Source organism: Collinsella aerofaciens, from assembly GCF_040910325.1.
Taxonomy (GTDB): Bacteria; Actinomycetota; Coriobacteriia; order Coriobacteriales; family Coriobacteriaceae; genus Collinsella; species Collinsella aerofaciens_BL.
The window spans coordinates 1-12,312 of sequence record NZ_JBDGAV010000023.1 but is presented as its reverse complement, the minus strand read 5'-3'; the positions used below and the strand labels follow the sequence as shown (position 1 = coordinate 12,312).

11 protein-coding genes are annotated in these 12,312 nt (G+C 64.0%); 7 read left to right on the top strand and 4 right to left on the bottom strand.

The annotated features are described in order from the left end of the window. Positions 1-38: 38 nt before the first annotated feature. From AB5Z25_RS08835 to cobK, 7 genes are read left to right on the top strand one after another with little or no spacing between them, the layout of a single operon-like run. Positions 39-995 carry a histidine phosphatase family protein gene (locus tag AB5Z25_RS08835; RefSeq protein WP_368135338.1) on the top strand — a complete coding sequence of 319 codons (957 nt, stop codon included), beginning with the start codon at positions 39-41 and terminating at the stop codon, positions 993-995. Further along, on the top strand, positions 995-1,969 hold the full coding sequence (gene cbiB, locus AB5Z25_RS08830; protein WP_195544716.1) for an adenosylcobinamide-phosphate synthase CbiB: 975 nt from the start codon (positions 995-997) through the stop codon (positions 1,967-1,969). The genes AB5Z25_RS08835 and cbiB overlap by 1 nt, the downstream gene beginning before the upstream one ends. Next, complete coding sequence (locus tag AB5Z25_RS08825; protein ID WP_368135337.1) at positions 1,966-3,189, top strand: pyridoxal phosphate-dependent aminotransferase; 1,224 nt, start codon at positions 1,966-1,968, stop codon at positions 3,187-3,189. The genes cbiB and AB5Z25_RS08825 overlap by 4 nt, the downstream gene beginning before the upstream one ends. Beyond that, on the top strand, positions 3,182-4,681 hold the full coding sequence (locus AB5Z25_RS08820; protein ID WP_368135336.1) for a cobyric acid synthase: 1,500 nt from the start codon (positions 3,182-3,184) through the stop codon (positions 4,679-4,681). Before AB5Z25_RS08825 ends, AB5Z25_RS08820 begins: the two co-directional genes overlap by 8 nt. Next, a complete protein-coding gene (locus AB5Z25_RS08815) occupies positions 4,678-5,193 on the top strand; it encodes a cob(I)yrinic acid a,c-diamide adenosyltransferase (protein ID WP_035138235.1) in 516 nt (171 codons plus the stop codon). Before AB5Z25_RS08820 ends, AB5Z25_RS08815 begins: the two co-directional genes overlap by 4 nt. Further along, positions 5,194-5,835 (top strand): precorrin-8X methylmutase, encoded by a 642-nt coding sequence (locus AB5Z25_RS08810; RefSeq protein ID WP_195544695.1) that lies wholly within the window; start codon positions 5,194-5,196, stop codon positions 5,833-5,835. It abuts the gene before it with no gap. Further along, positions 5,832-6,605: a precorrin-6A reductase gene (cobK, locus tag AB5Z25_RS08805; protein WP_195544696.1), complete on the top strand. Its 774-nt coding sequence runs from the start codon at positions 5,832-5,834 to the stop codon at positions 6,603-6,605. Before AB5Z25_RS08810 ends, cobK begins: the two co-directional genes overlap by 4 nt. A gap of 211 nt (positions 6,606-6,816) precedes the next feature. Here cobK and AB5Z25_RS08800 read toward each other — a convergent pair whose 3' ends face one another. The 4 genes from AB5Z25_RS08800 to AB5Z25_RS08785 all read right to left on the bottom strand — a co-directional run bounded on the left by AB5Z25_RS08800 (position 6,817) and on the right by AB5Z25_RS08785 (position 12,100). Then, positions 6,817-8,031 carry an ABC transporter permease gene (locus AB5Z25_RS08800; protein WP_346976483.1) on the bottom strand — a complete coding sequence of 405 codons (1,215 nt, stop codon included), beginning with the start codon at positions 8,029-8,031 and terminating at the stop codon, positions 6,817-6,819. After that, the gene (locus AB5Z25_RS08795) at positions 8,028-8,801 is read right to left on the bottom strand and encodes an ABC transporter ATP-binding protein (RefSeq protein WP_195568128.1); all 774 of its coding nucleotides are present in this window, start codon (positions 8,799-8,801) and stop codon (positions 8,028-8,030) included. The genes AB5Z25_RS08800 and AB5Z25_RS08795 overlap by 4 nt, the downstream gene beginning before the upstream one ends. Further along, positions 8,801-10,234 carry an efflux RND transporter periplasmic adaptor subunit gene (locus AB5Z25_RS08790; RefSeq protein WP_368135335.1) on the bottom strand — a complete coding sequence of 478 codons (1,434 nt, stop codon included), beginning with the start codon at positions 10,232-10,234 and terminating at the stop codon, positions 8,801-8,803. The genes AB5Z25_RS08795 and AB5Z25_RS08790 overlap by 1 nt, the downstream gene beginning before the upstream one ends. A 132-nt stretch (positions 10,235-10,366) precedes the next feature. After that, positions 10,367-12,100, bottom strand: a complete 1,734-nt coding sequence (locus tag AB5Z25_RS08785; protein ID WP_368135334.1) for a L,D-transpeptidase — start codon at positions 12,098-12,100, stop codon at positions 10,367-10,369. Between the last annotated feature and the right edge of the window lie 212 nt (positions 12,101-12,312).

Below are 12,312 nucleotides of genomic sequence, written 5' to 3'. Positions count from 1 at the left end.
TCGTGGTAGGTGGCGCGCATTCGGGGAAGAGGACCTTCGTGCGCGAAAAGCTCGGGTTCGCGGCGGATGATTTCGTCGACGCGGCGCAGCTTGCGGAGGGCGGCGTTTCCGCGGCTTTTGCCGGCCGCGTCGCGTACCATGCTGAGGAACTCGTACGCGCGCTCGACGCTGACCGGGCGCTCGAGCGGCTGATCGGCTTCGACGCAGTGATTCTGTCCTTGGTCGGCTCGGGGGTCGTCCCTATGCATGCGGAAGACGCCCAATGGCGCGAGCGCGCGGGGCGCCTGGGATGCGCGCTCGCTGCGCGCGCCGACGTCGTCGTGCGCATGACGTGCGGGATTCCCCAGGTCATCAAAGGAAACCTTGCCGATGCTCCTCGAGGGACGCAGGGCGCGGGCGCGCCTTTGGAGGTCGTCTTCGTGCGCCATGGTGCCACGGCGGGCACGGAAGACCATCGCTACAGCGGGGCGGGCACCGACGAGCCCCTGTCGAGCGCGGGCGAGCGCGCTTTGCGCGACCTCGCGTGCGATCGTGACGTGTTCCGTGTTATCACGAGCGGCATGGCCCGCACCGACCAGACGGCGCGCATCCTCTTCCCGAACGCGGAGCTTATGGCGTGCCCCGGTCTGCGCGAGATGGATTTCGGTGACTTCGAGGGGCGAAGCGCCGCCGAGCTTAAAGAGGATGTGCGCTACCGCGCCTGGGTAGACTCCTGGTGCGAGACGCGCTGCCCGCATGGCGAGGGCAAGAGCGATTTCACCCGCCGCGTCGTCGCGGCGTTTCGGGAGGCGTGCGAATCGGAGCGCGCCCAGGGGAGTGGGCGCGCCGTCTTCGTCGTTCACGCGGGTACCGTGAAAGCGCTGCTCTCCGAGCTAGCTGTCCCGAAAATGGGATATTTCGACGTGCATACCGAGCCGGGCGGCGCATGGGCCGCCACCTGGGATGGGCACTGCCTTCGCGACGTTCGCCCCGCTTCGGGGGGCGATGCCCGGTGATGACGATTCTTGCCGCCGCCGCCGGGTTCGCAGCCGACCTTGCCTTCGGCGACCCGCGCTGGCTTCCCCATCCCGTTGTCGCCATGGGGCGCGCGATCACGTGGGCCGAAGGCCGCCTGCGGGGCTCATTCCCGCAAACGTCCGCGGGCACGCGCGCCGCAGGGCTTGTGCTCGCCGTGGCGCTTCCGCTTGCGTGTGGGCTTTTGACCTTGGGAATCCTGCATCTTTGCGGCATGGTTCACCCCGGCTTGCGCTTCGTGGCCGAGGCATGGGCGAGCTATCAGATTCTCGCGGCATGCGAGCTGCGCCGCCAGAGCCTGGCCGTGGCCCGCGCGTTCTCGAAGGGCGGCCTTGTCGCGGCTCGCGAAGCCGTCGGGCTCATCGTGGGACGCGACACGTCTGTTCTCGACGAGCAGGGCGTTGCGCGCGCCGCCGTGGAAACGGTGGCGGAGAACGCGAGCGACGGCGTCATCGCGCCGCTTTTCTACCTTATGATCGGGGGTGCGCCCTTGGGCATGGCGTACAAGGCGGTGAACACGCTCGACAGCATGGTGGGCTACAAAAACGAGCGCTACATCGACTTCGGCTGCGCCTCGGCGCGCCTCGACGATGCGGTGAACTGGATTCCCTCGCGCTTATCGGCCCTGTTCATGATCGCCGTGTGCCCGATCGTCGGGCTCGATGCTCGCGGGGCGGCGCGCATCTGGCGCCGCGACAGGCGTCGCCATGCGAGCCCCAACTCGGCGCAGACCGAGTCAGCGTGTGCGGGCGCGCTCGGGCTGCGCCTGGCAGGACCCGCGGTGTATTTCGGCAAGCTCGTTGAGAAACCGACGATAGGCGACGCGTCCCGTGAAATTGAGTGGAGCGACATCGCCCGGGCGACTAGGCTCATGCTCGCCGCGTCCGTATGCGCGCTCGTCGTCTTCGGTGCCGCACGCGCGGCGGTCGTGCTCGCCGTGGGGGCGATGGTATGAGGGAAGACCACGCCGCGTCCCGGGCTGCCGGGGGAATCCTGCGCGCCCGTGCGCATGGGGGTAGCACGCAATCGCTCGGCATCGCTTGCGAAGGGGGCGCCTCCGACCTCATTGACTTCTCGGTGAACGTGAATCCGGCAGGCCCCTCGCCGCGCGCCGTTGCCGCAGCTTGCAAGGCGCTTTCTCGAATCGACGCCTACCCCGATAGGGAAAGCCTCGCCCTCGTTCGCGCCCTAGCGCGTGCCCAGGGCATTCCCGAAGATACTATCGTCTGCGGCGCGGGCGCGTCCGACATCATTTGGCGGCTCGCCGCGGCGGTGCGCCCGAAACGCATCGTCGTGTGTGCGCCGACGTTCTCTGAATATGCGGAGGCGGCATCGTACTACGGCGCATGCGTGCAGGAGTTCCCGCTCTCCGAAGCGGACGACTTCGACGTGCCCGCCTCCTTCGCCCGCGCGATCGAGGGGCCGGGAGACGTGGCGTATATCTGCAATCCGAACAACCCGACGGGGCGCCTCGTCGACCCCCGCGTGATCGATGCCGCGGCTTGCCGCTGCGAGCAGGTGGGCGCGCTGCTCGTCGTGGACGAGTGCTTCCTCGGATTTGCGCCCGACGCCCGCGAAAGGAGCGTGGCCGCACGCGCCGCGTGTTCGCGCCATGTGGCCGTGCTCTCCGCATTCACCAAGCTCTACGGAATGGCGGGGTTGCGGTTAGGATATCTGATCAGCGGAAACGCCCAACTCCTCGAGGGGATTCGCCGGGCGGGGCAGGCGTGGCCCGTCTCCTCGGTCGCCGAGGCCGCGGGTATCGCCGCCCTGGAAGACGTCGAATACGTCTCGCGCACGCGCGATGTATTGGCGGGCGAGCGAGCGTGGCTTTCCCACGAGCTCTCCTCGCTCGGGCTTTCCGTCGTGCCGTCGGATGCGAACTTCCTTTTAGTCCGGACACCGGCGAAAGACATCCCCGAGCGCCTGTATAAACAGGGGGTTTTGGTCCGCACGTGCGACTCGTTTTCGGTACTGTCCCGTTTCTGGTGCCGCGTCGCGGTGCGCACGCGCAAGGAGAATGCCCGGCTTGCGATGGCGTTCGGCCGCGCGCTTCGGGCGAAAGGCGCATCGGGCGAAGGCGAACCCGACAAACGGGGCGGCGCTTCTTGCAGCGGCGCTATGGCGGGCGCGTATGGCCGAGGCTCGACGAAGGAGGTCGATACCCGTGGGTAGGGCGAAGCCCATCATGATCCAGGGCACCATGTCGAACGCGGGGAAGAGCCTGCTTGCGGCGGGGCTGTGCCGTGTGCTTTCGCAGGACGGCCTGCGCGTGGCTCCCTTCAAGAGCCAGAACATGGCGCTCAACAGCGGTGTCACGGCCGACGGGCTCGAGATGGGGCGCGCCCAGATCATGCAGGCCGAGGCGTGTGGCATCGTGCCCGACGTGCGTATGAACCCCATCCTGCTCAAGCCCGAAAGCGACCACCGAAGCCAGCTCATCGTGGCCGGCAAGGCGCAGGGGGCCTTCGCTGCGAGGGACTACTTCGCGCGAAAGAAGGCGCTCATGCCGCAGATTTTGGAGTCGTTCGATTCGCTCGCGGAGGAAAACGACGTCATCGTCATCGAGGGCGCCGGCAGCCCCGCCGAAATCAACCTTGCCGAAAACGACATCGTCAACATGGGGCTCGCGCGCGCCGTGTCCTCCCCCGTGCTGCTCGCGGGCGACATCGACCCAGGCGGGGTATTTGCCCAGCTCTACGGCACGGTCGCGCTCTTTGCGCCCGAGGATCGCGCGCTTTTGCGGGGGCTTGTTGTGAACAAGTTCCGCGGCGATGTGGAAATCCTCCGCCCGGGTTTGGCCCCGCTCGAGAAGATGTGCGGGGTTCCCGTCGTGGGGGTCGTGCCGTTTCTTACGCTCGACCTGGACGACGAGGACTCGCTCGCGCCGCGCCTATCTGCCCGCGAGGCGCGCGGCGTCATCGACGTCGCCGTCGTGCGCCTTCCGCATCTGTCGAACTTCACCGACTTCGACCCGCTTTCGCGCGTGCCCGGCATGGGCGTGCGCTACGTTTCCTCGACGACCGATCTGGGCCGACCCGACCTGGTGGTGCTTCCCGGCTCGAAGTCCACGGTCGACGACGCGCGCTGGCTTGCGGCTAGCGGCATCGGAGCCTGTGTACGCGCGCTTTCGGGCGCGGGCACGCCGGTGCTCGGCATATGCGGAGGCTACCAGCTTTTGGGAGACGAGCTTTCCGACCCGCACGGCAGGGAAGGCGCTGGCACCGCGCGCGGGCTCGGGCTCATCCCTGCAAATACGGTGTTCAAGGAGGAAAAGCGCCTCGCCCAGTCGGAGCTGCGCATCACGGGCGCCCAAGGCGCGTTCTCGGTGTGGAACGGCATGACGGCGCGCGGGTACGAGATTCACGACGGCGATACGACCGTCTCCTGCGCCCCTGCGGGCACGATTGGCGGCAAACCAGAAGGCGCGGCCTGCGGAAACGTGTTCGGAACCTATCTCCACGGCCTGTTCGACGAACCGGGGGTGGCACTCGCCCTCGCGCGCTCGCTCGCGCGCATGCGCGGCCTGCCCGAGAGCGTCGTGGGTGCTGAGGGCGCGGTGTCCGCGGCCGATCACCGTGCGCGCGAGTTCGACCGCCTGGCCGACTCCGTGCGCGGGGCGCTCGACATGGAGTATGTCTACCGCATTATCGAGGAGGGCGTATGATCCACGTGTATCATGGCGACGGCAAAGGCAAGACCACGGCGGCGATGGGGCTCGCCCTTCGCATGCTCGCCGCAGGCCGCCGCGTCGTCGTTGTGCAGTTCCTGAAAGACGGCGAAAGCGGGGAGGCGCGCCTGCTCGCCGAGCATTTCGGCGTGCCCGTGTTCGCGGGGAAGGCGTCGGACAAGTTTACCTGGTCCATGACGTCGGAAGAACTTGCCGCGACGCGCGAGTTGCACGATGGGAACCTCGCTTCCGCGCTCGCCGAGCTCGAGGGCGCGCAGGAGGGGCTGCTCGTGCTCGACGAGGCGCTCGACGCGCTTTCGAAGGGGCTTGTCGACGAGGCGCTCGTGGACCGCGCGCTCGATATGTCCGCGCGCGGCGTCGAAGTAGCGCTCACCGGGCGCGCGCCTTCCCGCAAGATCGTGGAGAAGGCCGACTACATAACCGAGATGCGGTGCGAGAAACACCCCTACGAGCAGGGGATATGTGCAAGGGAAGGAGTGGAGTACTAGATGGATTCCAAGGAGATGGCGCCCGGCGACATCGAGCGGCGCAGCTTTGAAATCATCACCGAAGAGCTCGGCGGCCGCACGTTCCCGCCGCTCGAAGAGCCCGTCGTGAAGCGCGTCATCCACACCACTGCCGACTTCTCGTACGCCGATTCCCTCGTGTTCACCCATGACGCCGCGCACTGTGCGCTCGACGCACTGCGCGCAGGGGCCACGGTGCTCACCGACACGAACATGGCGCTCGCAGGCATAAGCAAGCCCGCGCTCGCGAAGATCGGCTGCCAGGCCGTGTGCTTTATGGCCGACCCGGATGTCGCCGCAACGGCGCGCGCCGCGGGCACGACTCGCGCCGTTGCGAGCATGGACAAAGCTTGCGGCATCGAGGGTCCGCTCATCGTGGCCGTCGGCAACGCTCCCACAGCACTTCTGCGCCTCGCCGAGCTCATGGACGCGGGGAAGATCGCGCCCGCGCTCGTCGTTGGGGTGCCGGTTGGGTTTGTGAACGTGGTCGAGGCGAAAGAGGAGCTACTCGCGCGACGCGTGCCGGCCATCGTCGCGAGGGGTCGCAAGGGCGGCTCGACCGTGGCGGCCGCCATTATGAACGCGCTGCTCTACCAGATCACGCGCCCAGGCGGCCCGAAGTGACGGCCCCCGCATCCGCGCCGGCGCTGCGCATCTTCGCCGGCACCACCGAGGGCCGCCTCCTGTGCGAATGGGCGAGCGGGGCGGGAATCCCCGCCCGTGCCTACGCGGCAACCGAGTACGGAGGCGAGCTTTTGGGCGAGCTTCCGGGCATCGAGGTGCATGCGGGCAGGCTCGACGAGGCCGACATGGAGCGTGAGCTTTCCGGCGCGCGCATCGTCGTCGACGCCACGCACCCCTTCGCTACGCTCGCAAGCGGCAACATCCGGGCCGCTTCGCTCGCCGTGGGTGCACGATGCCTGCGCCTTGCGCGCCCGGTCGAGGTGCTGCCCAAAGGCGTCGTGTCGGTCGCGTCGATCGCCTGCGCGGCGCGCTTTCTCTCCGAGAACCCGGGTCGCGCGCTTCTCACGACGGGGAGCAAGGAGCTTGCTCCCTACACGCGCGTCGCCGATTTCGCGGAGCGCTTCTTCGTGCGTGTGCTTCCTCTGCCCGGTGCTATAACGAAGTGCATCGACGCGGGGTTTTCGCCGTCGCACGTCATCGGCATGCAGGGGCCCTTCACCCGCGAGCTCAACGAGGCGATGCTTCGGCAGGTGGGCGCCCAGTGGCTTGTGACCAAGGACTCGGGAACCGTAGGCGGCACGGCCGAGAAGATCGCCTCCGCGCGCGACGTGGGAGCGCGCTGTATCGTGGTCGCCCGTCCCGCCGAGGGAGGCGGGGCCCTTTCGCTTAGGGAAGTGGAAGACGCGCTCTTACGGGAGTTCGCGCGCTAGGCGCTCGCCGCGCATGCGTGCCCTCCCGCCTGCGAGGAGGAGCGCCCCGAGCAAGCTCGACCCGTACAAGCCTGTCATCCGCCAATCGCTCGAGGACGACGCACGGAACTGGCGCAAGCAGCCCTTCAATAAGTTGCGGTGAAATAGCGTCTGTTTTTGCTGCTAAATAGCATATTCAGTCCCTAATTCACCGCAACTTGTTGGTGGTGGCTTACTGGTAGCGTAGGCATTCCACCGGGTCGAGCTTTGCTGCACGGCGAGCGGGGTAGAAGCCAAAGATTACGCCGATGCCGACCGATACGGCAAACGCGATCAACACTGTTGTAATGGAGAAGCTTGGCGTGATCGTCCCGGTAGCTCCAAACTCGCTCATGATGCCCGAGCTTGCGGCAAAGAACGTGAGTCCCCATGCCAGCAGATAGCCAATCAGGACACCCAACAGTCCGCCGGTGACGCACAGCGCCGAGGACTCGGCCAAAAACTGCGCGGTGATATCGCGACGACTTGCGCCCAGGGCACGGCGAATGCCGATCTCACGGATGCGCTCAGTCACGTTGGTGAGCATCATATTCATAATGCCGATACCGCCGACAAGCAGCGAGATGCTGGCGACAGCGCCCATGATGAGCGAGAACGCGCCCATAAAGGAGTTGAGTGCATCGATGGCGCTTTTCATGGAGGTCGCCGATACACTGTCGTACTCATCATCTTCCGCGATGCCCTTCATTGCGCGCACCTTGGACTCGATGGTCTTACAAAGCTCGTCCATGTCTGTGCCCTCGGCGGCAAGAGCCGTCACGCTGGGGAATGAAGGATTTTCGTCGCCAAACAGGCCTGAGATGGTTTCGCGCGGCATATACAGCGTGAGCGAGCCCATGGAGTCGTTGCCGCCATCAATCACGCCTATAATCTGCACCTCGCCGTTGGCCACCTTGATGGTTTTCCCCAGCGCATCCTGTTCGTTGCCGTAAAGCTGATCGGCGCCGCCGCGGCTGATGAGCGCCACGCGCGAGCCCGATTGGGACTCGGCCTGGGAATAGGTGCGCCCCGCAACGAGCTTGCTGGCCCCCACGGCGTCGAGCATGTTGCTATCGACACCCTGTGCCATGACGGTATAGCTTTTATCGCCGGTCTTGTACTCGGTGTACGCGCTGTCGACAATTCCGATCTGCTCTATTTGCGGCACCAGTTTTTGAAGCTTCTGAACGTCAGAATCGGTGAGTTCTTGCGACGAATAGATTTGCACCATGCGTGCCGCATTGAGGCCCAGACTGTTGACCAGGCTGTTTTGGATGCCGCCGATGAGCGAAGTCATGGCGATAACCGAAGCAATGCCAATGACGATGCCCAGGATGGTGAGCAGACTGCGCCCCTTGTTTGCCTCGAGCGAGTGAAGGGCTTCCTGGATGAGATCGCGGGCGCTCATGCCATCGCTCCTTTCGGCGGGTTGGCGGAGGCGGAAATCATGGGCAGGCTATCTACGGCGCTGCGCAGGGTCCGTGGTGCATGTGGAATATACGCGCCGTCGTGAATGCGACCGTCGCGTATGGTCACGGCACGGTCGGCCTCGGCGGCGATGCCGGGGTCGTGTGTGATAAGAACGATGGTTTTGCCGCGCTTCTGGAGCTTATGGAAGGTCTCCATTACAAGCGCCCCAGTGGCGGAGTCCAGGTTTCCCGTCGGCTCATCGGCCAGGATGATGGGCGGATCATTGACAAGAGCGCGCGCGATGGCGACGCGCTGCATCTGTCCGCCCGAGAGCTCTGATATGCGGTGGTCCCAGTGGTCGACCGGCAGCGTGACGGCCTGTAGCGCGTGCACGGCGCGCATTTCGCGCTGGCTACGGGGCACATTGGTGTAGGCCAGCGGCAGCATGACGTTTTCGATAACCGACAGGCGCGGCAGCAGGTTGAAGCTCTGAAAGACAAAGCCAATGCTCAGGGCACGAACTTCGGTGAGCTCGTCATCGTCAAGCTCGGCCACGTTGAGCCCTTGCAGGTAGTAGTCGCCCGCCGTCGGCTTATCCAGGCAGCCTAGGATGTTCATGAGCGTTGATTTGCCCGAGCCCGAGGGGCCGGTAATGGCGACGAACTCGCCGGGATCTACCGCCAGGCTCACGTTGTGCAGGATGTGGGCGCAACCTGCCTCGCTCTCAAAGATGCGGTGCACGTTGCGGATGTCGATAACGGGACGCATTACATGTCCTCATCGGCAGACATACTGCCCGAATCCGCGCTGTAGCCGCCGTCAGCCGTTGCGTCCGCTCCGGTGTCCATGACGAGGGTGTCACCATCGCGCAGCTTGGTAACCGGCACGTTGGGGTTGATCTCGTTGCCCTGGTCGTCGCGCTTGACCTGTGTCTTGCCGACTACGGTTTCGTTGTCGTTTTGCGTCACGACGGTCACCTTGACGCGGCGGGTTTGCTTGCCCTCGTCATCGGTTGCCACGTTGACGTAATAGTGTTCGCCGTCTTCGGTCATGAGCGCCATCGTCGGCACCATCACCACGTCGTCGAGCTGCTCGGTCACCACCGAGACCTCGGCCGTCATGCCCGGCTTCAGGCGCGCGTCGGGCGCCTCGATGAGGATGTCGACGTTAAAGGTCACGCTGCCGCCGCCGTTGGCGGCGTCGGAGTTTGCCACCGACGCGATAGCCGTGACGGTTCCCTGGCTCACGATATCGGGAAACGCGGGATACGTGACGTTGGCGCTCTGCCCAACGGCGATCTTGGCGATGTCCTTTTCGCCCACCTGCACGGTCACCTTCATCTTGGATAGGTCGGCGATCTGCATGCACTGCTTGCCGCCGCTCGTATCGCTTTCGCCCATGATCATGCCGCCTGTTACCGTTGCGCCCACCTTGGCGTTAAGCTCCACGATGCTACCCGAGCTCGGGGCCGTGACCGTGCGACTGGCGGCCTTGGCGTTCGCCTGGTCTAGGTTTGCCTGGGCCGAAGCGAGGCTGCGCTGCGCGGCCGATACGGCGTTCGTGTCCGCTGATGCGTCAGAGACGCCAGCCGCTGCGGAAGCTCCCTCGACGTCCGTCGTTGGGGTGGCCTGCGCGGCAGCTGCGGCTTTCTGCGCGTTGGCGAGGTCTTCCTGAGCGGCTGCAACTGCACGCTGCGCCTCGGCAACGTTGCGATCGAGCTCGTCGTTTTTAATGGTCATAAGCATGTCGCCCTCGTTGACGGATTGGCCTGCCTGCACGTTGATCGAATCGACCGTGCCGTCGACAGAAGGGGAGACCACTGAGGACGAAATGGGTTTGAGCTGGCCTTTCGCCTCGACCGTTGTGGTAAACGTGCCCTCGGTCACCATGTCGGTCACAGGCCCGCTAGCGCTCTGAGGCTGCGCATTGATAACCAGGGTTGCGACAATGGCAATGAGCGCGATGGCACCTACGACACCGGCAGCAATACCGCGTCGAATCAGCTTTTTGCGTCGGCGCTCGGCACGTTTTGCTTTGAGATTGGCATATGCCTCTTCATCGGAAATCTCGGCCGTATCGTTCGTGCGTCCGTTCTGCTTATTGACATGTACGTCTGTAATCAGAGGAATCGTTTCGGTGGCACCTTCGGGCGTGCGCTCGGTATCATCCGGGCCCGGGGTGATCGTGGGGACATTCGGCATAGCGTCTCCTTTATAGAAAGAACCTCGATAATTATATGCGCCCACCGGTTGGGGCGGGCGCATAGGACGGTTTCTTTCGGAACTGTTAGATTGGTCGCAGCGGTTCCACGTTGTAGGAATGCGCGCGTTGCACTACGAGTGGACAACCACGCACAGGCCGACTTTGATGCAGTCGTGAAGTGCCTTGGCGTCTGCCAGGCGCAGGTTGATGCAACCGTGGCTGCCGCACCACTTGTACGACTCGGCATTATCGAAGCTCTTGTCGTTTTGCCAGGTGGCGTCGTGGAAGCCGATCATGTTGCCCTCAAACGGCATCCAGTAGCTCACCGGGCTCTCGTATTTGGGCTTACCGGTCTCGGGGTCCTTGGCTCCGATCAGGGTGCTGCCGCCGTCGTTGCTGTTGATCTGCCACACGCCTTCGGGGGTGGCGTCTTCGCCCGGTTTGCCGGAAATAAAGTTGGCCTCCCAAACGATATTACCGTTCTCGTCGTAGTAGCGCGCGTGCTGCTCGGACAGATCGACATCGATGTATGCCTTCCAGTCGGGCTCTCCCTTTGCAGTAAAGGTGTCGGCCTTCTGGGAGTACTTGATCTCGATCTCGCCGGTCTGCTTGTTGTTAATGGCGTCCTCGACCTGCTTGGCGAGCGAGCTGCTGTCGATGGACCAACCAAAGTCGCCGCCTTCGACGGCGCACTGCTTGCCATCGGCGCGCGTCCACCAGCGAGTGGAGCCAACGGTATTAAAGCCATTGGCGAGCTCGGCTGCCCAGCTACTGATCTGCGACGTATCGAGCGTGGGGTTGGCCGGATCGGCAAAGCTGATCCACTGCAACACGGAGCTGCCATCAACCTTTCCGGCATCCTCGCCGTTGAGCTTAAGGGTCACGTTGACGCCCAGGAAGTTGTTGGCGGCATCACATGCAGCCTGAATCTGATCATCGGTCAGCGTTCCATTGAGCGGCTCATAGGCATCGTTGCCGAGCTTGGAAAGATCTACGGTTTCGGCCAGCGAGGCAAGCTCGAGCTCGGCATATTTAATGACATGCTCGCGGTTGAGTTTTTCGTTGGAGCGCGCCTTCTCGACGGTAAACTTGCCGGCCTGTTCGTCATAGGAGCTATTGGCCTCGAACGTGCCCGAACGGCCCTCGTTAAACTCGTCGATGGCGGCGCCCAGATCCTTCTCAAACTGCTTTTGGTTAAAGGTGTCGGAGAGCATGGACAGGTCGACGTCTTGATCAAGATCGACTTCGTTGGAGGTGGCGGTTGCTTTGGTCTTGCCGCTTAAGGATTCCACAAGGCGGACCGGCCATACAAAGGCTTCGTTGTGGCTGATGATTTCTTTTGCGGCAGCTTCGCCGTCGACGATGGGCTCATCGGACTCGGGCTGATAGGTCCAGCTAAAGTCATCGCCTGTCACGGCGAGCTTATAGTGCTTCCATGCCGAGTTGACCTTGGTGGCGGCAGACGAAGCGTTGGAGAACGAGACGTCGACGCCGGCGATGGTGGTGTTGGGGTAGGCTACCTGCGAAAATGCTACGACGCCTACGATATAGACAATGACGATTAGACCCAGGACGACAAAGAGCGTCGTCTTTTTGCCCGACTTATTGTTGCCGGCGGACTTGCGCGCGGGGCCGCGATCGCCTCGAGCGTGCGTGGGGGGCTGCTTGGGCGCATTGCCGTTTGCCTGGTGCTGCTGACGTTGTTGACGCTGCTGTCGCTGTTGGTTCGGGCGTTGAGAAGCGTTTGCCGCACCACGCTGCTGACCGTGGCTCGGCGCGATAGGATGCGGCGACTGAACGCCGCCGGCGTGCCTGCTCGGCTGCTGCGGATCGGGAATCAGTTGAGTTCGATCGTTTTGCGACATCGTATGCATATCCTTCGATTTTCGCCTTGCGGTTCATCGTGTTTTTACTGGGCTTGCATTATAGCGATTGCCCTGCTGTTTGTGGTACGGAAACGGTGGCATTCAAAAGAGGTGGGACATTTGTCCCACCTTTGAGTTCAAGACTTTAGTCTGCTGGGCGCGCAGCGGCCAGCTTCAACCCACCCGCTATGCGGGTGGAGACAAACGGCTTT